Origin of the sequence: Nocardioides sp. CCNWLW239 (assembly GCF_037137035.1) — a bacterium.
GTDB lineage: Bacteria > Actinomycetota > Actinomycetes > Propionibacteriales > Nocardioidaceae > Nocardioides.
In genome coordinates this window covers 388,880-410,577 of the sequence record NZ_JBBBNW010000003.1, presented here as the reverse complement: position 1 = coordinate 410,577, position 21,698 = coordinate 388,880, and the positions used below count along the sequence as shown (strand labels likewise).

25 protein-coding genes are annotated in these 21,698 nt (G+C 68.8%); 9 read left to right on the top strand and 16 right to left on the bottom strand.

Going from position 1 to position 21,698, the window contains the following annotated elements; all coding sequences use genetic code 11:
* Nucleotides 1-18: 18 nt before the first annotated feature.
* Complete coding sequence (locus tag WBG06_RS13795) at nt 19-906, top strand: SURF1 family cytochrome oxidase biogenesis protein (protein WP_336737365.1); 888 nt, start codon at nt 19-21, stop codon at nt 904-906.
* A 4-nt stretch (nt 907-910) separates the two neighbouring features.
* On the opposite strand, the gene WBG06_RS13790 is transcribed toward WBG06_RS13795, so the two are convergent.
* A complete protein-coding gene (locus WBG06_RS13790; protein ID WP_336737363.1) occupies nt 911-2,794 on the bottom strand; it encodes an ABC transporter ATP-binding protein in 1,884 nt (627 codons plus the stop codon).
* Between the two features lie 230 nt (nt 2,795-3,024).
* Here WBG06_RS13790 and WBG06_RS13785 point away from each other — a divergent pair, with 230 nt between their 5' ends.
* From WBG06_RS13785 to WBG06_RS13765, 5 genes are read left to right on the top strand one after another with little or no spacing between them, the layout of a single operon-like run.
* The gene (locus WBG06_RS13785) at nt 3,025-4,422 is read left to right on the top strand and encodes an ATP-binding protein (RefSeq protein WP_336737360.1); all 1,398 of its coding nucleotides are present in this window, start codon (nt 3,025-3,027) and stop codon (nt 4,420-4,422) included.
* Nucleotides 4,412-4,798, top strand: coding sequence for a roadblock/LC7 domain-containing protein (locus WBG06_RS13780; protein ID WP_336737359.1), 387 nt, complete (start codon nt 4,412-4,414; stop codon nt 4,796-4,798). Before WBG06_RS13785 ends, WBG06_RS13780 begins: the two co-directional genes overlap by 11 nt.
* A gap of 19 nt (nt 4,799-4,817) precedes the next feature.
* Entirely contained in the window at nt 4,818-5,174 is a 357-nt protein-coding gene (locus WBG06_RS13775; RefSeq protein WP_336737358.1) for a DUF742 domain-containing protein, read from the top strand.
* Nucleotides 5,155-5,739: a GTP-binding protein gene (locus WBG06_RS13770; RefSeq protein ID WP_336737357.1), complete on the top strand. Its 585-nt coding sequence runs from the start codon at nt 5,155-5,157 to the stop codon at nt 5,737-5,739. Before WBG06_RS13775 ends, WBG06_RS13770 begins: the two co-directional genes overlap by 20 nt.
* Before the next feature lie 39 nt (nt 5,740-5,778).
* Nucleotides 5,779-7,005 carry a hypothetical protein gene (locus WBG06_RS13765; RefSeq protein ID WP_336737356.1) on the top strand — a complete coding sequence of 409 codons (1,227 nt, stop codon included), beginning with the start codon at nt 5,779-5,781 and terminating at the stop codon, nt 7,003-7,005.
* 18 nt (nt 7,006-7,023) lie between these two features.
* On the opposite strand, the gene WBG06_RS13760 is transcribed toward WBG06_RS13765, so the two are convergent.
* A complete protein-coding gene (locus tag WBG06_RS13760) occupies nt 7,024-8,622 on the bottom strand; it encodes an ABC-F family ATP-binding cassette domain-containing protein (protein ID WP_336737355.1) in 1,599 nt (532 codons plus the stop codon).
* A 64-nt stretch (nt 8,623-8,686) separates the two neighbouring features.
* On the opposite strand from WBG06_RS13760, the gene ypfJ reads away from it, so the two are divergent.
* Nucleotides 8,687-9,640 (top strand): KPN_02809 family neutral zinc metallopeptidase, encoded by a 954-nt coding sequence (gene ypfJ, locus WBG06_RS13755; protein WP_336737353.1) that lies wholly within the window; start codon nt 8,687-8,689, stop codon nt 9,638-9,640.
* Between the two features lie 21 nt (nt 9,641-9,661).
* Here ypfJ and WBG06_RS13750 read toward each other — a convergent pair whose 3' ends face one another.
* Entirely contained in the window at nt 9,662-10,573 is a 912-nt protein-coding gene (locus tag WBG06_RS13750) for a phosphotransferase (RefSeq protein WP_336737352.1), read from the bottom strand.
* Between the two features lie 43 nt (nt 10,574-10,616).
* On the opposite strand from WBG06_RS13750, the gene WBG06_RS13745 reads away from it, so the two are divergent.
* Nucleotides 10,617-11,057, top strand: coding sequence for a hypothetical protein (locus WBG06_RS13745; RefSeq protein WP_336737351.1), 441 nt, complete (start codon nt 10,617-10,619; stop codon nt 11,055-11,057).
* A gap of 33 nt (nt 11,058-11,090) precedes the next feature.
* On the opposite strand, the gene WBG06_RS13740 is transcribed toward WBG06_RS13745, so the two are convergent.
* Genes WBG06_RS13740 through WBG06_RS13715 form a run of 6 tightly spaced genes read right to left on the bottom strand, consistent with a single transcriptional unit; the run spans nt 11,091 to nt 14,725 of the window.
* A complete protein-coding gene (locus tag WBG06_RS13740) occupies nt 11,091-11,705 on the bottom strand; it encodes an acVLRF1 family peptidyl-tRNA hydrolase (protein WP_336737350.1) in 615 nt (204 codons plus the stop codon).
* Between the two features lie 9 nt (nt 11,706-11,714).
* Nucleotides 11,715-12,077, bottom strand: coding sequence for an MmcQ/YjbR family DNA-binding protein (locus tag WBG06_RS13735; protein ID WP_336737349.1), 363 nt, complete (start codon nt 12,075-12,077; stop codon nt 11,715-11,717).
* A gap of 7 nt (nt 12,078-12,084) precedes the next feature.
* Entirely contained in the window at nt 12,085-12,654 is a 570-nt protein-coding gene (locus WBG06_RS13730) for a sugar O-acetyltransferase (RefSeq protein ID WP_336737348.1), read from the bottom strand.
* Complete coding sequence (locus WBG06_RS13725; RefSeq protein ID WP_336737347.1) at nt 12,651-13,184, bottom strand: ASCH domain-containing protein; 534 nt, start codon at nt 13,182-13,184, stop codon at nt 12,651-12,653. The genes WBG06_RS13730 and WBG06_RS13725 overlap by 4 nt, the downstream gene beginning before the upstream one ends.
* Nucleotides 13,185-13,209: 25 nt before the next feature.
* The gene (locus WBG06_RS13720; RefSeq protein ID WP_336737346.1) at nt 13,210-14,064 is read right to left on the bottom strand and encodes a GNAT family N-acetyltransferase; all 855 of its coding nucleotides are present in this window, start codon (nt 14,062-14,064) and stop codon (nt 13,210-13,212) included.
* Nucleotides 14,065-14,095: 31 nt separating this feature from the next.
* A complete protein-coding gene (locus WBG06_RS13715; RefSeq protein ID WP_336737345.1) occupies nt 14,096-14,725 on the bottom strand; it encodes a maleylpyruvate isomerase family mycothiol-dependent enzyme in 630 nt (209 codons plus the stop codon).
* A gap of 233 nt (nt 14,726-14,958) precedes the next feature.
* On the opposite strand from WBG06_RS13715, the gene WBG06_RS13710 reads away from it, so the two are divergent.
* A complete protein-coding gene (locus WBG06_RS13710; protein WP_336737344.1) occupies nt 14,959-15,300 on the top strand; it encodes a WhiB family transcriptional regulator in 342 nt (113 codons plus the stop codon).
* 60 nt (nt 15,301-15,360) lie between these two features.
* Here the strand turns inward: WBG06_RS13710 and WBG06_RS13705 are convergent, their stop codons facing one another.
* The 7 genes from WBG06_RS13705 to WBG06_RS13675 form a co-directional block, all read right to left on the bottom strand.
* A complete protein-coding gene (locus WBG06_RS13705) occupies nt 15,361-15,696 on the bottom strand; it encodes a metal-sulfur cluster assembly factor (protein ID WP_336738063.1) in 336 nt (111 codons plus the stop codon).
* 140 nt (nt 15,697-15,836) lie between these two features.
* Nucleotides 15,837-16,301, bottom strand: a complete 465-nt coding sequence (gene sufU, locus WBG06_RS13700) for a Fe-S cluster assembly sulfur transfer protein SufU (protein WP_336737343.1) — start codon at nt 16,299-16,301, stop codon at nt 15,837-15,839.
* Nucleotides 16,301-17,554: an aminotransferase class V-fold PLP-dependent enzyme gene (locus WBG06_RS13695; protein WP_336737342.1), complete on the bottom strand. Its 1,254-nt coding sequence runs from the start codon at nt 17,552-17,554 to the stop codon at nt 16,301-16,303. The genes sufU and WBG06_RS13695 overlap by 1 nt, the downstream gene beginning before the upstream one ends.
* 1 nt (nt 17,555) lies before the next feature.
* The gene (sufC, locus tag WBG06_RS13690) at nt 17,556-18,314 is read right to left on the bottom strand and encodes a Fe-S cluster assembly ATPase SufC (RefSeq protein ID WP_336737341.1); all 759 of its coding nucleotides are present in this window, start codon (nt 18,312-18,314) and stop codon (nt 17,556-17,558) included.
* On the bottom strand, nt 18,311-19,495 hold the full coding sequence (sufD, locus tag WBG06_RS13685; RefSeq protein WP_336737340.1) for a Fe-S cluster assembly protein SufD: 1,185 nt from the start codon (nt 19,493-19,495) through the stop codon (nt 18,311-18,313). The genes sufC and sufD overlap by 4 nt, the downstream gene beginning before the upstream one ends.
* Entirely contained in the window at nt 19,495-20,913 is a 1,419-nt protein-coding gene (gene sufB, locus WBG06_RS13680; protein ID WP_336737339.1) for a Fe-S cluster assembly protein SufB, read from the bottom strand. Before sufB ends, sufD begins: the two co-directional genes overlap by 1 nt.
* Nucleotides 20,910-21,632, bottom strand: coding sequence for a helix-turn-helix transcriptional regulator (locus WBG06_RS13675; protein WP_336737338.1), 723 nt, complete (start codon nt 21,630-21,632; stop codon nt 20,910-20,912). The genes sufB and WBG06_RS13675 overlap by 4 nt, the downstream gene beginning before the upstream one ends.
* Nucleotides 21,633-21,698 lie beyond the last annotated feature (66 nt).

The window sequence follows — 21,698 nt, the reverse complement described above, 5'->3', positions numbered from 1 at the left end:
GCCAGTTAATCTCGTACGGTGAGTTCGTTCCGTTTCCTGCTCAGCCGACGCTGGGCCGGTTTCACGGTGTTCGTGCTGATCCTGGCCGTCGGGACGTGGTGGCTGGGTCAGTGGCAGTTCGACCGTCTCGAGGACCGCAAGGCCAGCAACCAGATCGTCCGCGCCAACGAGCACGCCGAGCCTGAGCCGGTGACCGACGTGCTGTCCGTGGGCGAGAAGGTCGCCGAAGAGGACGAGTGGCGGCGAGTGACCGCCACCGGGACGTACGCGGTCGACGACACGATCATCTGGCGCTACCGCACCCCTGACGACGCGAAGGGCGTCGACATCGTCGTCCCGCTGGTGCTCGCCGACGGCACCGCCGTCCTGGTCGACCGCGGCTGGCTGCAGACCGAGTCGCAGGACGAGTTCGAGGATCTTCCCGCGCCGCCGTCCGGGGAGGTCACGATCACCGGCTGGGTGCGCGCCGACGGCACCGGCGACTCGACCGACGTCGCCCAGGTCGACGGCTACCACGCCACCCGCGCGCTCTCCTCGGGCCAGGTCGCGGAGGTGCTCGACGAGGAGCTGCTGACCGGCTGGCTCCACCTCGACACCGAGTCCCCGGCACCGGCGTCCCCGCTGCGCAAGGCGGACCTCCCCGAGCTCGACAACGGCCCCCACTTCTTCTACGGCCTGCAGTGGTGGTTCTTCGGCGTCCTCGCGATCGCCGGGTTCTTCTACCTGATGTACGACGAGCGGCGCACCCAGCGCCGGGACGAGCCTGCACCAGACGATGACGCTCCGGACGGCGACGACCAGCTCGATGAGCGCGCCCGCAAGAAGGCCGCCAAGCTCGCCCAGAAGCAGGCCGTGAAGGCGGCCTACCAGGCTGCGTACGAGAAAGAGCGCAGCGGCCAGCGGTGACCGTCTACCGGCGGAACTGCGTCTCGTAGAGCTCCGCGTAGAGCCCGCCGGCGGCGAGCAGCGACTCGTGGGTTCCGGACTCGACGACGCGTCCGGCCTCGATGACGAGGATGCGGTCGGCGGCTCGGATGGTGGAGAGGCGGTGGGCGATGACGATGGAGGTACGTCCCGCCAGCGCGGCGTCCAGGGCGGTCTGCACCGCGGCCTCGGACTCGGAGTCGAGGTGAGCGGTGGCCTCGTCGAGCACGACGATGCGGGGCGCCTTCAGCAGCAGCCGGGCGATCGCGAGGCGCTGGCGCTCGCCGCCGGAGAGCCGGTAGCCGCGGTCGCCGACGACGGTGTCCAGGCCGTCCGGGAGCGCCTGGACCACGGCCGCGATCTGGGCGGCCTCGAGGGCGGCCCAGACGTCGTCGTCGGAGGCACCCGGCCGGGCGTAGAGAAGGTTGCCGCGCACGGTGTCATGGAACATGTGGGCGTCCTGGGTTACGTAACCCACCGCTGCCTCGAGCGACTCCAGCGTCACGTCGCGCACATCGAGGCCGCCGACCTCGACCGCTCCGGAACGTACGTCGTAGAGCCGCGCGATCAGGTGGGTGATCGTCGACTTGCCTGCCCCTGAGGGACCGACCAGGGCGACCATCTCGCCCGGCTCGGCGGCGAAGTCGATGTCGGTCAGCACCTCGCGCACCTCGCGGCTCTCCGGCCGCGCGATCGTCTCCAGGGACGCGAGCGAGACCTCGTCCGCGCGCGGGTAGGTGAAGGCGACGTGGCGGAACCGCACCGAGGCGGCATCGTGTGGCACCTCGGCCGCGTCCGGCTTCTCCTGGATCAGCGACGGCAGGTCGAGCACCTCGAAGACGCGGTCGAAGGAGACCAGGGCGGTCATCACGTCGATGCGTACGTTGGACAGCGCCTGCAGCGGCCCCAGCAGCCTCACCAGCAGCAGACCGAGCGCGGTCAGTGTCCCGAGGGTGACGTCGCCACGGATCACCATCCAGCCGCCGACACCGTAGACCAGGGCGGTCGCCAGGGCCGGCACCAGCTGCATCGTCGCACTGAACATGCGGGTCAGCAGGGCGATCCGGATCCCCAGGCGACGTACGACGTCGGCACGCTGGGCGAAGGCGACATCCTCCTCCTCGCGGCGGCCGAAGAGCTTGAGCAGCAACGCTCCACCGACGTTGAATCGCTCGGTCATGGTGGTCGCGAGCGCCGCGTTGCCGTCCATCTGCTCGCGGGTCAGTCCGGCCAGGCGGCGCCCGACCCAGCGTGAGGTCAGGAACAGGATCGGGAACAGCGCGACGCACAGCAGCGTCACCTGCCACGACAGCACCAGCATCGCCGCCCCGACCACGACCACCGAGATCAGGTTGGAGACGCTGTTGGACAGCGTCGAGGTGAAGGCGCGTTGCGCACCGAGCACGTCGGTGTTCAGACGGCTCACCAGGGCACCTGTCTGCGCGCGGGTGAAGAACGCCAGCGACTGCCGTTGGACGTGCCCGAAGACCTGGGTGCGCAGGTCGAAGATCAGCCCTTCGCCGATCCGGGTCGAGAGCCAACCCGAGATGACCCCGAACGCCATGTCGACCACGGCCACCAGCGCCATCGCCGCTGCCAGCCAGACGACCAGCGTGACGTTCTTCTCCAGCACACCGTCGTCGATGATCCGCTGAGTCAGCAGCGGAGTGACCACCACGAGCGCAGCGTCGAAGATCGTGAACAGCAGGAACGCGCCGATCAGGGCTCGGTGAGGCCCGGCGTAGGAGATGACGCGCTTCAGGGTGCCCTTCGGCAGTCCGCGCTCGAGAACCGTCCTGTCGGCACGCAGGTTGCGCATGATCCCGCCGCCGCCCATCGCTCCGCCGCTGGCACCGAAGCCTGGACCCATTTGTGACACCCGGTCACTTTAGTCGCCCACGGCCTCGCGGCCCTCGCCGAGGTGAACGGGTCAAATATGGTCAAAATCACCGGTTGTAGGTGACCAAGCGCTCTGTTGGTGGTAAGAAGTGGGGCGCGTGTGTGCGCCGGTCGCCGGGGGCCGGACCAGGAAGGTCCAGGACACCCCCCGAACCCGCGGGTTCATGCCCTGACAGCTCACCCCCACACCAGGTGCCTGACATGACCCGACCATCACTGGTCCCGCTCGACCGAGCCGGACCCTGGCTCTGCAGTACCGCGATCCTCCTCTACGTCGCGCTCTCCCCCGTCATCTTCGTCACCGCCTCCGGTGACCAGTGGTTCTGGGTCTGGCTCCTCGCCGGCGTACCCGTCGTCGCCCTCACCCTCTGGCTCACCGCGATGGCCTACGACACCGCGCCTGCCGAAGCGTCGCCCCCGTCGGCCGAGACGTCGCCCGCGCTGGCCGAGGCGTCGCCCGCGCTGGCCGAAGCGTCGCTTGGGTCGGCCGAGGCGGCACCGGATGACGTCTCGGCCGACGTACCTGACGTCTCGGCCGACGTGCCTGACGTCTCGGCCGACGTACCTGACGTCTCGGCCGACGTACCTGACGCCTCGGCAGGGAGGGGTGGGGAGGCCGGGATGCGGGTGGCGGTGCTGTCGCTCTCGCGCAAAGTGCAGGCCTCGGCGCACCGGATCCAGGAGGAGTCGACGCGGATGGTCGCCAAGTTCCCGGCCGAGCCGGACGTGCTCGAGGCGGGGATGCGGGTCGACCACGCGGCAGCGCAGCAGGCACGCCTGGCACAGAGCATCGCCACGCTGTGCGGGGAGCAGCCCGGGCAGCACTGGCGCGACCCGCTCGCCATCGCCGACGTCGTACACGGCGCTGCCGGCCGGATCACCGCCTACCGCCGGATCCGCGTCGACGGCGACCCGCCGGTCGCGGTCCAGGGCGCCTACGTCGAGCCGCTGATCCATCTCGTCGCCGAGCTGCTGGCCAACGCGACCCAGTCCTCGCCTCCGGCGACGGAGGTGCTGGTGACGATCCGCTCCGTACGCCGCGGGGCGGCCCTCGAGATCGATGATGCCGGCGTCGGCATGGACGAGACCAACCTGGCCTGGATGCGGGAGATCGCCTCCGGCGCCCGGCCGGTTCGCCTGAACGACCTCGGCGAGATCCCGCAGACCGGTCTGGCGGTGGTCGGCACCTACGTACGCCGCCACGGGTTCCGCGTCGACCTGACCGAGTCCGTCCACGGTGGCCTGCGGGTCGCCGTCCTCGTCCCCGAGGCGATGATCACCCCGCTGATCCCGGCCGACTCGGAGGAGGCGACGCCGCGTACGCCGCCGTCGATCCCCGTCCCCCAGCAGCACGAGCAGCACGAGCCGTCGCTGTTCACCTCCGACGGCCTGCCGCAGCGCCGCTCCAAGCGCGGCCAGCGCGTCGCGACCGGACAGCCAGCGACCAGACAGCAACCGGTCGGCCAGGTCGTCCCACCCCGCCCGGAGCCGACCGCCGAGCAGGCAGGCGCCTGGATGAGCAGCTTCCTCGGCACCCCGGCCACCACCGCGGAGACCGCTTCCGCACCCGAGAACCACTGGAGGAACCATGACCGATGAGAACAGCTGGATGCTGGAGCTGGTCGCGGGGGTACGCGGCGTACGTCATGTCGTGGTCCTCTCCGCTGACGGGCTCGTCCGGGTCCGTACGAGCCACACCCCGCGCGAGGAGGCCGACAAGCTGGCCGCGGCGTGCGCCGGCCTGACCTCGCTCGGTCACGGGATCAGCCGCCAGTTCGGGGTCGACGCCCAGCCACGCCAGGTGATGGTCGAGTTCAACGGTGGCTTCCTGTTCATCCGCGGCGCCGGGGACGGCTCGCGACTCGCGGTGGTCACCGAGATGAGCATCGACCCGGCGCTGGTCGCCCAGCAGATGCAGGCGACCGTCCTGATGATCGGGGAGCGCGCGATGAGCACCCCGAGACGCTCGAGCTGAGCCACGCCGAACCGAGCCGATGCCCGCTGACGACGACTACGTCGACCATCCGATCCGGTCCTACGTCCGGACCGGCGGCCGCGCGCGCCCGACCCACCGGCTGACTCCGGCGACGCTGCTGATCGGCCACACCAGTCCCTCGGCCGCGCCCGCCTCGGTGGGTCGCCAGGAGCGCGAGGTCCTCTCCCAGTGCCTCGGTGTGATCTCCATGGCCGAGATGGCCGTCCACCTCGGCCAGCCGGTCAGCGTTCTCGCGGTGATCGCCTCGGACATGATCGACGCCGGCCTGATCGGCATCCGCCCCGACAGCGACGCCGCAACGGGCCCCTCCCGCGAAACCCTCCAGAAGGTGCTGCATGCTCTCAACCACCTCTGACAACCACTATCTGGCCCCCACGGTGGTCGAGTCGGTCAAGATCCTGGTCGTCGGCTCCTTCGGGGTCGGCAAGACCACGCTGATCGGCTCGGTGAGCGAGATCGATCCTCTCCGCACCGAGGAGGCGATCACTCAGGCCAGCGAAGGCATCGACGAGGTCGGGGCGACCCCGGAGAAGACGACGACCACGGTCGCGATGGACTTCGGCCGGATCACGCTGACCGACGAGATCGCGCTCTACCTGTTCGGCACGCCCGGGCAGCGGCGCTTCTGGGACCTCTGGTCCGGCCTCGCCGAGGGCGCCGCCGGCGCGCTGGTCCTGGTCGACACCCGCCGGCTCGCCGACTCCTTCGAGGTGCTGGACCAGCTGGAGACGCGTACGTCACTGCCGTTCGTGGTCGCCATCAACCAGTTCCCGGACGCGCCGAACTACGAGCCGGAACAGATCCGCGCCGCGCTCGACCTCGACGACGAGACGCCGATCGTGATGTGCAACGCCAAGAGCCGTAACGCCTGCGCCCGTGCGCTCGCCGCCCTCGTCCGCCACGCCCTGAAGACGCCCTGAAGACGCACCGCCCCCACCCCGACGAACAGGCCCATCGCGATGACCCGCACCGTACGTCTCTCCGAGCTCACCGATCTCACCCAGGCGCCCGAGACCGTCGGCCCGCGGGCGCGGGAGGTGCACGAGAAGCTCCGAGCCGAGTGGGGTCCGGTGGCTCCCGGCGAGCTCTCCCCGGGCGTACGCGTCTGGTTCGCCATGGGCTATGCCGAGTTCAGCGAGGTCATCCGCAACGAGGACGTCTTCTCCCGCAACGGCGACAACTGGAGCGCCGTGCAGGAGGGAAAGATCCTGCCGGACATGCCGATCTATCCGTTCGTGACCACCCGGCAGAACTCCTTCCACAACGACGGTGAGCTCCGCCGGCGGCTGCGGTCGCCGATCGACCGAGCGCTCTCCCGGGTCGACGAGCACGGCTACGCCGCGAAGGTACGCGGCATCTGCAACGGTCTCGTCGACGACATGCTCGAACGGGGCGAGGCCGACCTGGTCCAGGACTACGCGGTGCTGATCCCGCTCCTCTCGGTCGCCGCGATGTTCGGCATGGGCCCCGAGGTCGGCGACTCGATGCGCAAGGCCGCCCACAAGGTCCTCGGTGGCGGCCAGCTCGCCCAGGAAGGCGTCATCGAGCTCGCCGTCGAGATCGTCGACCACATCGCCAGGCGCCGGATGGATCCCAGCGACGACCTCACCTCGCACCTGATCGACGACCCCGGTCTGTGGGACGACAACGAGGTGATGGAGGCGATGATCGTGATGATCATCGCCGGCAACGAGCTGACCATCGCGACCATCACCCAGACCCTGCTGCTGATGCTCTCCGACGAGCGGTTCGCGGGCCGGCTGCGCGGCGGTCGTCTCGACGTCGACCAGGCGATCGAGGAGGTCATGTGGCGTGACCCACCGTGCTACAACATCACCCCGCGCTTCGCGCTGCGCGACGTCGAGCTCGGCGGTCAGCTGATCCGCAGGGGTGACGCCGTCGTCCCGTGCATCGCAGCCGCCAATGTCGACCCGCTGATGACCGGCGGCGACCCGTGGCTGGAGATCGGCAACCGGGCGCACATGTCGTGGAGCGCCGGCCCGCACTCCTGCCCCGCACAGCGGCCGGGCACGATCATCGTGCAGGCGGCCGTACGCACCGTCCTGGAGCGCCTTCCCGAGGTCTCTCTCGCGGTGCCGGCCGACCAGGTCGAGCGCAACACCGACTCGCTCTCCTACCGCTACCCGACCTCGATGCCGGTGCGGTTCGTGCGCACCCTCTCCTGATGCCGAGTCGGCGGCGGGTCAGGCGAGCGAGACCAGGTCGGCGTACTCCTCGTTCCACAGGTCCTCGACGCCGTCGGGCAGGATGAGCACCTTGTCGGGCTCCAGCGCGTGCACGGCGCCCTCGTCGTGGGTGACCAGCACGATCGCGCCCTCGTAGCGGCGGATCGCGTTGAGCACCTCCTCGCGGGAGGCAGGGTCGAGGTTGTTGGTGGGCTCGTCGAGCAGCAGCACGTTGGCCGCCGAGACGACCAGGGAGGCCAGCGCCAGCCGGGTCTTCTCCCCACCGGAGAGCACTCCGGCGGGCTTGTGCACGTCGTCACCGCTGAAGAGGAACGCGCCGAGCACGGTGCGGGCCTCGGTGTCGGTGAGCTGCGGCGCGGCGGACTGCATGTTCTCCAGCACCGACCGCTTGGTGTCGAGCGTCTCGTGCTCCTGGGCGTAGTAGCCGACCTTGAGGCCGTGGCCCGGCACGACCTGCCCGGTGTCGGGCTGGTCGACACCGGCGAGGATCCGCAGCATCGTGGTCTTGCCGGCGCCGTTGAGCCCCAGGATGACCACGCGCGTCCCCCGGTCGATGGCCAGGTCGACGGCGGTGAAGACCTCCAGGGCACCGTAGGACTTGGAGAGATCGTTGGCGGTGAGCGGGGTCTTGCCGGAGGGCGCGGGCGAGGGGAACTTGATCGCGGCGACCTTCTCCTGCTGCCGCTCGCCCTCGACGCCCGCCATGATCTTCTCAGCACGCTTGAGCATGCTCTGCGCAGCGGTCGCCTTGGTGGCCTTGGCGCGCATCTTGTTGGCCTGGTCGGTGAGCGTCTTGGCCTTGTTCTGCGCGTTCATCAGCTCGCGCTTGCGCCGGGCCTCGTCGGTCTCGCGCTGGACCAGGTATTGCTTCCACGGCATGTTGTAGATGTCGATGACCTCGCGGTTGGCGTCGAGGTGGAAGACCTTGTTGACCGTCTGGGCGAGCAGATCGTTGTCGTGGGAGATCACGATGAAGCCGCCCTTGTAGGACTTCATCCAGTCGCGCAGCCAGACGATCGAGTCGGCATCGAGGTGGTTGGTCGGCTCGTCGAGGATCAGCACCTCGGCGGAGGAGAACAGGATGCGCGCGAGCTCCACCCGGCGGCGCTGGCCGCCCGAGAGCGTCTTGAGCGGCTGGGTCATGATCCGGTCGGGGATGCCGAGCGACTGGGCGATCTGCAAGGCCTCGGTCTCGGCCGCGTAGCCACCGCCCGCGTCGAGCTCGTCGTGGGCGCGCTGGTAGCGCTTCATCGCCTTCTCACGCACGTTCGGATCGTCGGAGCCCATCTCCTCCTCGGCGATCCGCATGCGGCGTACGGCGTCGTCGAGGCCGCGCGCGGACAGGATCCGGTCCTTCGCGATCACCTCGGGGTCGCCGACCCGCGGGTCCTGGGGGAGGTAGCCGATCTCGCCGGTGTTCGACACCGTTCCGTTGGCAGGCAGATGGTCGCCGGCGAGCACCTTCGTCAGGGTCGTCTTCCCGGCGCCGTTGCGGCCGACGAGCCCGACCTTGTCGCCGGGTCCGACGCGGAATGTGACGTTCTCCATCAAAAGTCGAGCGCCGACGCGGACTTCTAGGTCATGGGCAGTGATCATATCCGTCACTAGTGTATGGGCGGGGCGCTCGGCCCCACACATCACCACCTCCAGGGGGACAGAGATGCGGTTCAACCCGAAGGCCAGACTCGACACCAGCCGGACCTCCGGCGGCGGTGGCCGCGGCGGGTTCGGCGGCGGAGGCGGTGCCCGGATCCCGATCCCTGGCGGCAAGGCCGGCGGCGGCATCGGCACCGTCATCGTGCTGCTGCTCTTCTTCGTGATCACCCAGTGCACCGGCGTCGGCCCCCAGTTCACCGGGGACGGGGGCAGCTCGTCCTCCATCGGCACGGGCACGTTCGGTGGCATGCAGGGAGCCGAAGGCGGCGAGACCGGCGACTTCGGGTCGTGCAGGACCGGGGACGACGCCAACAACGACGAGACCTGTGCGCTGGTGGCGCTGGAGAACTCGATGACCGGCTACTGGGACTCCCAGCGCGACCTCGCCGGCCGGTTCCGGCCCGAGCAGTCGGTCCACGTCTTCGCCGACCAGGTCCAGACCGGCGGCTGCGGCGCCGCATCGAGTTCCGTCGGGCCGTTCTACTGCCCGGCCGACCAGACCATCTATCTCGACCCGACCTTCTTCGACTCGATCTTCGAGCAGCTCGGCGGCCAGGACACCACCTTCGTACGCGCCTATGTGCTCGCCCACGAGTACGGCCACCACATCCAGAACCTGCTCGGCACCATGGGTCGGGTCCGCACCCAGCAGGGCCCCGAGTCCGACGCCGTACGCCTGGAGCTGCAGGCCGACTGCTACGCCGGCATGTGGACCGCAGCGGCGGAGAACGACGGATTCGTCGAGGACATCACCGACCAGGACATCACCGAGGGCATCGATGCGGCCAAGACCGTCGGCGACGACCACATCCAGTCGAGGACGACCGGCCGCGTCGACACCTCGCAGTTCACCCACGGCACCTCCGAGCAGCGCATCGCCTGGTTCCGCAAGGGCATGACCACCGACTCGATCGCCGACTGCGACACGTTCAAGGCGCGGGATCTCGACAACCCGTGACCGCTGACGTGGGGGCGCGGCTCACATCTCGAGCAGCGCCTCCACCAGCGGCGCCTGCTTCTGCAGCGTACGCAGATGGGGCGCGACCGCAGGATGACGGAACTTCGCGAGCAGCGGCCCCTCCCCCGGCGTGACCCGGCTCAACGCCCACTCGGCCCTGCTGAGCGCGGTGTAGACCGCGCTGATCTGGGCACCGAGCGTCACCTCCTCCCGGGTCGCGATCCCGGGCGGCAACCCCAGGACGTACGCCTCCAGCAGCGGCTCGAAGGACTCCCGGGCATGCAGCAGATAGAGCCCGAGGTCACCGCCGACAGGGCCGTGGCCGAGGCTCGACCAGTCGATCGCGACCAGCCGCTCGCCGTCCTCGGTGCGGCCGAGGAGATTCTGCGGCGCGGGATCGCCGTGCTGGGCGACCTGCGGGAGCTGGTCGAGAAGGTCGGTGAACCGCCCGCGACGCTCCCAGAGGGTGTGGGCGATGTCCGCGGCGGTCGTGCGCATCATGGTCGGCCAGCCGCCGTTGTATTCCACCCGCGCCATCCGGTCGCGGAACTGGTCGCGCGCCAACCAGCGCACCTCGCCGAGATCGGCGCCGGCGAAGCGGCCCATCGAGAGCGCCGCGAAGAGACCGGAGTTGGCGGCGTCCTCAACCCAGTCGGTGGTCAGGGTGATGCCCTGGTCGTCCTCGCTGACGCTCGTGCGCGGGCCGACCATGCCAGGGGTGTCGTCGACCAGACCCGAGGTGGCGACGTCCGCCGCCCGCCGCCAGTAGGCGAAGTGTCGCCGGCGGCTCAGCTCGACCGGATCGTAGGTCCCAGGCTGCCCGAGCCGCTTGATCACGACCGGGTCCTCGCCCACGGCGGTGCGCCAGACCCCCAGCGTGGAGGGTCCGGTGCCTCCGGGAAGGACGAGCCACCCGGGGTCGGGCTGCCACATACGAATGACGGTATCCCAGTGAGTCGGGATATCGTGGCAACCGATGTCCGAGACTGACTACTGCGAGCTGTGCGACCTTCCGAAGTCCCAGTGCATCCACGGGCGGCCTCCGGCCCCGCCGACTCCGACTCCCCCCGCGAAGCGGGCCACGAAGCCGACGACCCGGGTGCGCAAGACGACCACGAGCGCGGCCGGCTCCGCGCCGAAGGTCGTCACCAAGTCCGCTCCGCGCAAGTGGACCCCGCCGGCCGAGTTCGCGCCGCTCATCCTCGAGGTCCTCGAGTCCGCCGGCGGCTCGATGCAGGCCGATGCCGTCCTCGACGAGCTGGAGGCCCAGCTGGCCGACCAGCTCCTCCCCGGCGACTTCGAGACCACTCCGGAGGGCGAGCTCCGCTGGCGCTACGCCGCCCGGCGTGCCCGCCAGAAGCTTCTGGCAGAGGGCCTGATGACCAAGGCCGCCCCCGGGGTCTGGCAGCTTCCCTGACCAGCCGAAGCGTCGATCTCTGACGCCGAGAGGTCAGCCGTCGGCGTTCAGGACCTCGATGTGGACCTTCTGCGCGTCCTCGATGGCCTGATCGAGGACCGCTCGGTTGGGGTCCGGCACGGCCAGCCACGGGCCGGTGACGGTGAGCGCGCTCAGCCGCCGGTCCCCGAGGACGTCGTCGACGCCGCTGTGGTCACCTCCGGTGACGAGTGGCCCGGCGAGCCCCTCGAGGATCCTCGCTGCGTGTTCGGCCGCCGCCTCGTACGCCGCGCTGGCCTGGTTGGCTCGGCGCCGGGCGAAACGCTGCTGGCTCCACCCGCCCGCCTTGGTCTTCCCCTGGACGTGTCGTCGCCCGATCTTGTGGTCGGTGACGTCGCCGCCGCTCATCCGAGCGATCGCGAAACCACCCTTACGCACCAGCAGAAGGCCCCAGTCCCGCGGCGGGGAGGAGGCGGCGATGAACGCCTCGACCTCGGCGGGACCGACGTACGTCTTCTCGAACGGCAGCGTCGCGATGAACGAGGAGCCGTCCTCAGCAGCGCCGGTCAGCGCCCCGGAGTCGACCGACAGCAGAGTATCGCCGTGTCGCCCGGCGAAGTTGTCGACCCAACGCTGGATCCGAGCGACCGGGACGGCGACATTGGGCATGTCCGTACGCTACCCGTCCAGCTCACGCAGCAGTCGCGAAGGCGCGATATGCCGGTAGGCGTCCTCGCAGATCTCGGCGACCTCGTCCCAGTCGACCTCGCCGTCGAGCCGCATGCCCACCCACCCGCGGCCACCGACATAGGGAGGTACGAAGAAGCGCTCGGGCTCCGCGCCGACGACCTCGTCCTGCACCCCGGCCGCAGCGGCCGCCCACAGATGCGGCTCGTCGCGCCCGTGATGCCCCTGCGGCCACAGCATCACGAACTGCTTCCTCACGAAGAACCCGGGCGCACCATGGGTCGTCCGCTCGGAACTCTCCGGGAACCGGAGACAGATCTCCCGGACCCGGTCGGTCAGCTCAGTCGGCGCCATGAGCCCATCATCCGACCTCCCGGATCACTCTCGCCGGTGTTCCCGCCGCGACGACCCGATCTGGCACGTCGCTCAGCACGACGCTTCCTGCGCCGATCACGGAGTCGGCACCGATCCTCACGCCTGCGCCGACCGTGACGCTCGTGCCCAGCCACACGTTGGAGCCGATCTCGATCGGCAACGCCCGTTCCCAGCCTTCACGTCTCAGGTCCGGATCATCGACCGGGTGAAGAGCGGTCACCAACTGTGCACCAGGACCGATGCGTACGTCGGCTCCGACGCGGATCGGTGCGTCGTCCATGAAGAAGGCGTTGGCGTTCACGAACGTCCGGTCTCCCAGGCTGATGTTGAATCCGTAGGAGCACTGGAAGCGGGGCACGACCTCGACACCGGCGCCGACCTCGCCGAGCAGGTCACACAGCACCTGGTGACGTACCTCGTCATCGTCCGCGCCGGCGGCGTTGTAGAGATCCAGCCGACGCCAGCAGTCGCGGCGGAGCCGCTGAAGCTCGGCGTCGTCGAGGTACCACTCCCCCACATCGAGACGGGCCCGCTGCTCGCCCACGCGGCGGGTCACTCAGGCTTCGGCCAGACGAGCTCGAACTGCTCCATCACGACCGGCATGTCCTCGCTGAACTCGTGGTCGAGACCGGCGAACTCGGTGAAGAAGCGCTCGTGCACCTCGCGCCAGTATTCGAGCGAGAGGTCGCCCTCGCCCTCCATCCGGGCGAACTCCTCGGGGACGTCCTTGAAAGGAGCGACATCGACCTGGGTCGTGGCGATCAGCGCCCGCGGGTGGCCGGCGCCGTCGAGGATGATGCTCATCCCCCCGACGGTCGGGAACGGCTCGTCGCCGCTCTCGAAGTCCCACTCGGCAGTGGCCGTGGCCGTCTTCACGCCCTCGAGGACGAGCTCGAGCAGACCGTCGGCCTCCTCCGGCGTGCCGCCGAACGCCCAGGCCGGCGGCTGCAGCGCCTCCAGCGGGGAAGCACCGAAGTAGCCCGGCGCGGCACTGAGGTGGGCGTGATGCTTGACGTCCTCCCAGAACGCGGCAACCTCGGCCTCTTGCTCAGGATCGTTGGGCACCATCACGGCGTCGTCGCTCATAGGCGACACTCAACCACAGTTGACGCTAGCCGTGCCGGGACTCGGCCGACGTGCGCGGCGTGGCGGATCGCGCCGTCACCAGGCGGGCCTCGACATGCCAGCCGAGACCGGCGTAGAGAGGCTCGCCCATCTCGCTGGCCACCAGGAGACCATGGACGGCACCGGCCTCACGGGCGGACGAAGCGAGCAGGCTCATCACCGCACCGCCGAGGCCGCGACGCCGGTGATCGGGGTCGGTCTGGATCCGGTCGGCGACGGCGTCGACGCCGATCACCGCGATCCGCCCGCTGGCCGCTGCCACCTCAGCAGCGTCCTCCGGGCGGACGGTCACCGCGATGACGCCGCCGTCGCGCTCCACCTCGGCCCGATAGCCCTCGGGGAACGGCCGGTCCGCATGGTCGGCGAGCTCGATCGACATCAGCGTCTCCTCGCCGTCGCCTGCCTCCAGACCGCCCTCCACGAACCAGGGACGCACGCCCGCAGGCGAGTCGGTCACCACCGACAACCACGCCTCGGGCGTGGCCCGGACCGTGTCGATGAGCCCGGCGAGCGTGTCCGCGTCATCGGTCGCCACCCACTCGACCCGGCGACCCGGCTCCCCCACCTCGACACGTACGCCTCCCGGCACCTCCGCAGGACGCGGAAAGCCGCGGGAGTAGGCCCAGCCCCGGGCCCAGCGTGGGACCAGATCAGGCAGGCCGGCGTCCTGCGCAGCGGCGGCGAGCGCGGCCTGCCGGCCGCGGTACCACTCCCCCAAGACGGTCGCGCCGAGCACGGCGAGGGCCAGCACGAACGCGAGCGGGTCCAAGGTGATCAGCCCGATCACCGCGATCCCCACTGCGGCGATGTAACCGAACCAGATCCGACCAGGAGCCTCCACGTCCGCGGAGCCTACCTGCCGATCGGCTCGGTCAGCCGAGACGCTCCCGCAAGGTCGCCACGCCGGGCCCGTCCAGATCCGCCAACGCGACCGACCGGCCGGAGAGCGCCATCGCCAGGGCTTCGCTGGCACCGGCGACGTCCTCTCCCGAACCCCACGACCAGTCCTGGTCGGTCGCGCGCAGCGCGAGCCCGTCGAGTCGCCCCTTCGGAACCACCCCGAGCGAAGCCTGCTTCGTCGGCAGCCAGTCGAGCACCTCACGCCAGTCCTCGAGGGGGACATCGGCATCGAGGCCGAGCGGCCTGGCGCAGTCTCGTAGGTGGATGCAATGGTCGGTGAACTGCCCCATCGGTCCGACCCCGGGCGCCGGCACCCGCTTTTCTGCGTACGTCCTCAGCAGCCCGGTCAGCTCGGCGACCGGACGCTGCGCCTGTTCCTCGGCGATCGAGGCGGCAGCCCGGTCGATGGAGCCGCCGGCCAGCAACGTACGCCACAGCAGGCGCCCGATCCCGACCGAGAACGGCATCGCGCTGTGGCCCAGCACCTCCCTCACCGTCCAGGCCGAACAGAGACTCTGCGCCTCCAGCTGACCCTCGTCGAGGCTGTCGAAGAAGTCTGCGAGCAGGCGGCGGTTGGCTGCGGTGCGGGCGGTCACGTCCATGGCTTCACCCTGTCAAACAAACCAGTGGCCGCGCAGGAATCCGATCAGTAGCGTGGTGGACATGCGCGAATGCATCAACACCTACGACGTCCTGGGTCGACCGGCCCAGGACGTGAAGTTTGCGCGCATGGAGCCGCAGCAGACGTAGGTGCTCACCGCACCGACCAGGGCCGCTCCGATCGACGGGAGCGGCCCTTTCTCATGTTCAGCAGCATCACCAGGAGGTGAACGAGATGGAGATCATCACACTTGTCGGAGAGGGTTTCAGCTCCAAGACCTACGAGCTGACTCTGAAGCACCCGACTCCGCGGACGGACGAGTGGGCCTGCGTGGACGAGGACCCGGAGCTCTTCCATCCCGACGACCTCACCCAGCTCGCCGAGGCTCAGCAGATCTGCGCGACCTGCCCGATGCGGCAGATCTGCCTCGACCTCGGGCTGGCACGCCGCGAGTACGGCGTGTGGGGAGGCGTCCTCCTGGAGGGCGGCAAGGCGCGCGAGACCCCTAGAACGCCGGGACGAAAGCCTTACAAGCGCAGCCAGGAGGCGATCGCTAAGGCTGGACGAGTTGCCTGAAAAAGACGTGGGAGCTCTGGTGTCACGGGCGTGACATCAGAGCTCCCAGGTCGGTGGGTCTCAGACGTTGAAGCCGAGGGCGCGCAACATCTCGCGGCCGTCGGGGGTGATCTTGTCCGGGCCCCACGGCGGCATCCAGACCCAGTTGATGTGCACGTCGTTGACCATGCCCTCCAGGGCCTGCGAGGTCTGGTCCTGAATGACGTCGGTCAGCGGACAGGCGGCCGAGGTCAGGGTCATGTCGAGGACGACGTTGGACTTGTCCTCGACGTGGATCCCGTAGACCAGCCCGAGGTCGACGACATTGATGCCGAGCTCGGGGTCGACGACGTCCTTCATCGCCTCCTCGACGTCCTCGACCTTCAGGCTGGCGCCCTCGACCGTGGACGTACGCATCCCCTGCCACTCCGGGGCCTCGTGACCGTGGCCGTGCCCGTGGCCCGAGTGGTCATGACCCGAGTGGTCGTGGCCCGCGTGGTCGTGACCGGAGTGGTCGTGACCTGCGTGATTGTGGTCGGTGTGGTCGGTCTCAGTCATCATTTCTCCTCAGCGAGCGCTGGCACGTTTGCCTGTGCGGTGGCGTCTTTCCACGCCATCCACGAGAGCAGCGCGCACTTGATCCGGGCGGGGAACCTGGCAACGCCGGCGAAGGCGATGCCGTCCTCCAGAATGTCCTCGTCGGGCTCCACCTGGCCCTTGCCCTGCATCAGACGCAGGAACTCTTCGTGGATGACCATCGCCTCGTCAACCGTCTTGCCGACGACCAGGTCGTTGAGCACCGAGGCCGACGCCTGCGAGATGGAGCAGCCGAGGGCGTCGTAGGAGATGTCCTCGATCGTGCCGTCCTCGACGTGCACCCGCAGGGTGATCTCGTCGCCACAGGTCGGGTTGACGTGGTGGACCTCCGCCTCGAACGGGTCACGAAGACCTCGCCCGTGCGGGTTCTTGTAGTGGTCCAGGATGATCTCTTGATACATCGCTTCGAGGTTTGCTGCAGTCATCACTGATCCAACTTGAAGAAGCTGCGTACGTATTCCAACCCCTCGGCCAGCGCGTCGATCTCGGCGGGCGTGGTGTAGAGGTAGGACGACATCCGGTTGGAGGCCTGCACGCCGAACCGCTGGTGGGCAGGCTTGGCGCAGTGGTGGCCGGCGCGGATGGCGACACCCTTGGAGTCGAGCACCTGGGCGACGTCGTGCGGGTGCACCCCGTCGAGCTCGAAGGAGATCGCACCGCCACGCTTGGCGGCATCGGCCGGCCCGAGCACGGTGACACCCGGGACGCTCGCGAGGCGCTCCAGGGCGTAGGCCGTGATCGCCTGCTCGTGGGCGTGGATGTTCTCCATGCCCACGTGCATCAGGTATTCCAGCGCCGCCCCGAGCCCCACAGCCTCGGCGATCGGCGGGGTGCCGGCCTCGAACTTGTGCGGGATCGGTGCGTAGGTCGACTTCTCCATCGTCACCGTCGCGATCATCTCGCCACCGCCCAGGAACGGCGGCAGCGCCTCGAGCGCGGCGCGTCGGCCCCACAGGACTCCGATGCCGGTCGGGCCGACGACCTTGTGGCCGGTGAAGACCAGGAAGTCAGGACGCTCCTCGTCACTCATCGATGCCAGGTCGATCGGCAGCACCGGCGCAGCCTGGGCCGCGTCCACGACGACCAGCGCACCGACCGCGTGAGCCTTCCGGGCGATCTCTCCGACCGGGTTGATGGTGCCGAGCATGTTGGAGACCCAGGTCAGCGTGACGATCTTGGTCGCCGGAGTGATCAGTTCATCGATGTTCGACAGGTCGAGCTCACCGGAGTCGGTCAGCCCGAACCACTTCAGCTCCGCGCCCGTACGCTGCGTGGCGAGCTGCCACGGAACGATGTTGGAGTGGTGCTCCATCTCGGTCGTCACGACCACGTCACCGGCGGTCAGCGGCACCGTGTTGGCGACCAGGTTGAGACCCTCGGAGGCGTTCTTGGTGAAGATCACCTCGTCCCGCTCGGGCGCGCCGAGGAAGCGCGCGACGGTATCGCGCGCCCCCTCGAACGCCTCGGTGGCCTCGGCGCCCAGGTGGTGCATCGCCCGGGCGATGTTGGCGTTGTGCCGCTCCAGGTGGTCGACCATGGTGTCGATCACGATCTGCGGCTTCTGCGAGGTGTTGGCGCTGTCGAGGTAGACCAGCGGGGTCTCGCCGCCGTCGAAGGTGCGCTCCAGGATCGGGAAGTCCTTACGGACCAGATCCAGGTCGGGCAGCAGACCCTTCATGTCAGACCGCCGCGCTCGTGAACCGCTCGTAGCCGTTGGCCTCGAGCTCCTCGGCGAGGTCCGGGCCACCCGACTCCGCGATCCGGCCGGCCACGAAGACGTGCACGTGGTCAGGCTTGATGTAGCGCAGGATGCGGGTGTAGTGGGTGATCAGCAGGACCGACTTGCCCTCGCGGGCGCGGAAGTCGTTGATGCCCTCGGAGACGACCTTGAGCGCGTCGATGTCGAGACCGGAGTCGATCTCGTCGAGCAGCGCGAAGGCCGGGTCGAGGATGTCGAGCTGGGCGATCTCGTGACGCTTCTTCTCGCCACCGGAGAAGCCCTCGTTCACCGAGCGCTGCGAGAAGGACGGGTCCAGGTGCATCTTGTCCATCGCACCGTTGACGTCCTTGACCCAGGTGCGCAGCTTGGGGGCCTCGCCGGTCAGGGCGGTCTTCGCGGTGCGCAGGAAGTTGGCCACGCTCACGCCGGGGACCTCGACTGGGTATTGCATCGCCAGGAAGAGACCGGCCTTGGCGCGCTCGTCGACGGACATCTCCAGGACGTCCTCACCGTCGAGGGTGACGGTGCCGCCGGTGATCGTGTATTTCGGGTGGCCGGCGATCGAGTAGGCGAGCGTCGACTTGCCCGAGCCGTTGGGGCCCATGATCGCGTGGGTCTCGCCGGAGTTGATGGTCAGCGTGACGCCCTTGAGGATCTCCTTCGGGCCGTCCTCGGTCTCGACCGAGACCGTGAGGTCCTTGATCTCAAGCGTGCTCATGCGATTGCGTCCTTCTCGATAAGAATGTTGATGTTTTTGGCGAGCTCGGCTTCGACCGTGGTGGTCAGCTTCTCCTCCAGCTCGGGAACCCCGATCTGGCGGATGAGGTCGTTGAAGAAGCCGTGCACGACCAGGCGCTTGGCCTCGGTCTCGGAGATGCCGCGGCTCTGCAGGTAGAAGAGCTGCTCGTCGTCGAACCGGCCGATCGCCGACGCGTGGCCCGCGCCCTCGATCTCGCCGGTCTCGATCTCCAGGTTGGGCACGGAGTCGGCCCAGGCACCGTCGGTGAGGATGAGGTTGCGGTTCTCCTCATACGTCTCGATGCCCTCGGCCTCCTTGCGGATCAGCACGTTGCCGATCCAGACCGCGTGGGCCTTCTCGCCCTGCAGCGCGCCCTTGTAGATGACGTTGGACTTGGTCTTCGGCGCGGTGTGGTCGACGAAGAGGCGGTGCTCGATGTGCTGACCGGCGTCGGCGAAGTAGAGACCGAGCGACTCCACGGAGCCGCCGGGGCCCGCGTACTCGGCCGAGAAGTCATGACGCACGACGTCGCCGCCGAAGCTCACCGAGACGTGCTTCAGGTTGGCGTCGCGGCCGACCTTGGCGTGCTGGGTGGAGAGGTGGACGGCGTCGTCGGCCCAGTCCTGGACGGAGACGACGGTGAGGTCGGCGCCGTCCTCGACGACGATCTCGATGTTGTCGGCGACGACGGCAGAGCCCTCGAAGACGAGCACGACGGTCGCCTTGGCGAACTTCTCCGCGACGATCACCGCGTGGCCGGCGCCGGCGGTCTCCGAGCCGGTGCCGTGGTGGCGGATCACGGTCGCGCCCTCGACGACGGTGTCGGTCGGGATGCGCACGACGGTCGCCCCGGTGCTGGCCGCCCAGGCCCGCGCCGAGACGCGGTCGGTCGGGACCAGGCCGGAGGAGCCGCGTACGGCGTCATCGGCCGCAACGGTCTCGACGGTCACGCCGGTGGCGGCCTCGATCTCCACCTTGGTCGCGCCGTCAGCGAACGGCGCGTCGTCGTGGACGCCCTTGAGGCGCTTGAGCGGCGTGAACCGCCAGATCTCCTCGCGACCCTTCGGCACCTCGTGCGCCTCGACGTCGAAAGAGCCCTCGGGGTGGAGGTGGGACTCGACCTTGTCGAGCTCCAGGGCCTCCTGTACAGCTGCGGTCATCAGCCGACCGCTCCTTCCATCTGCAGTTCGATCAGGCGGTTCAGCTCGAGGGCGTACTCCATCGGGAGCTCCTTGGCGATCGGCTCGACGAAGCCGCGCACGATCATCGCCATCGCCTCGTCCTCGGCCATGCCGCGGGACATCAGGTAGAACAGCTGGTCGGCGGAGACCTTCGAGACGGATGCCTCGTGACCCATCGAGACGTCGTCCTCGCGGATGTCGACGTAGGGGTAGGTGTCCGAGCGCGAGATCTGGTCGACCAGGAGCGCGTCGCAGAGCACGTTCGACTTGGAGCCGTGCGCGCCCTCGTTGACCTGGACCAGGCCACGGTAGGACGTCCGGCCGCCACCGCGAGCCACCGACTTCGACAGGATGCTCGAGGAGGTGTTCGGCGCGGCGTGGACCATCTTGGCGCCCGCGTCCTGGTGCTGGCCCTCGCCGGCGAAGGCGATGGAGAGGGTCTCGCCCTTGGCGTGCTCACCCATCAGGTAGACCGCCGGGTACTTCATGGTCACCTTGGAGCCGATGTTGCCGTCGACCCACTCCATGGTCGCGCCCTCCTCGCAGACGGCGCGCTTGGTGACCAGGTTGTAGACGTTGTTCGACCAGTTCTGGATGGTCGTGTAGCGAACGCGAGCGTTCTTCTTCACGATGATCTCGACGACCGCGGAGTGCAGCGAGTCGGACTGGTAGATCGGCGCGGTGCAGCCCTCGACGTAGTGAACGTAGGAGTCCTCGTCGGCGATGATCAGGGTGCGCTCGAACTGGCCCATGTTCTCGGTGTTGATCCGGAAGTAGGCCTGCAGCGGGATGTCGACGTGGACGCCCTTGGGCACGTAGATGAACGAGCCACCCGACCACACCGCGGTGTTCAGCGCGGCGAACTTGTTGTCGCCGACCGGGATGACCGTGCCGAAGTACTCCTGGAAGATCTCCGGGTGCTCCTTGAGCGCGGTGTCGGTGTCGAGGAAGAGAACGCCCTTCTCCTCGAGGTCCTCGCGGATCGAGTGGTAGACGACCTCCGACTCGTACTGCGCGGCGACACCGGCGACCAGGCGCTGCTTCTCCGCCTCCGGGATGCCGAGCTTGTCGTAGGTGTTCTTGATGTCCTCGGGCAGGTCCTCCCAGCTCTGGGCCTGCTTCTCCGAGGAACGCACGAAGTACTTGATGTTCTCGAAGTCGATCTCGGAGAGGTCCGAGCCCCAGGTGGGCATCGGCTTGCGGCCGAAGAGCTTGAGGCCCTTCAGGCGCAGGTCGAGCATCCACTGCGGCTCCGACTTCTTGCCGGAGATGTCGCGCACGACAGCGTCGTTGAGGCCACGCTGCGCGGAGGCACCAGCGACGTCGGGATCGGACCAGCCGAACTCGTACTTCCCGATGCCCTTCAGCTCGGGGTTGAGCTCCTCGATGGAGGTCATGTCGTGACCTGCTCCTTCTTCTTCGAAACTTCGCCCGACCCGGAAGATCCGGGAGGGATGTGGGTCGTGCAGACGCCGTCGCCGTGAGCGATGGTGGCCAAGCGTTGTACGTGGGTGCCGAGCAGCTTCGCGATCGCCTCTGTCTCCGCCTCGCAGAGCTCGGGGAACTCCTGGGCGACGTGGGCGACCGGGCAGTGCTGCTGGCACAGCTGCTCACCGGCGTCGTGGCCGTTGATCAGCGGCAGCTCCTTGACGGAGGCTGCATAGCCGTTGGCCGTGAACACGTTGGCGAGCACCTGCGCGGGGCTGAGGTCCGTCTCGCCGGCGGCGATCCGGTCCAGTCCCTGCTTGATGAACGCCGCGCGGCGCTCCGCGAATTCCCGCACGGCCTCCTCGCCGGCCACCTCGGAGAGGAACCGCAGCGCCTCGACCGCCAGGTCGTCGTACTTCTTCTCGAAGCCGTCCCGACCCTGGTCGGTGAGCGCGAAGAGCTTGGCGGGACGGCCTCGCCCACGAGTGGACGCGGTGCGCGGCTCACGCTGCTCCACCGCCTCCTCCTCGGCCAGGGCGTCCAGGTGGCGCCTGACCGCCGCCGGCGTGAGGTCGAGCCTCTTGGCCAGCGCCGCAGCCGTCTGCGGGCCGTCGACGAGCAGCGAGCGAGCGACCCGCTGCCGGGTGCTCTCCTCGCTGGTCTCTGCGCTGTGCCCATTCCTGGGCAAAGTGCTCTCGTCGAATTTCACAACACCATTGTGACGTTATTCCCCCAGGCGATTCAACGAAGGCAA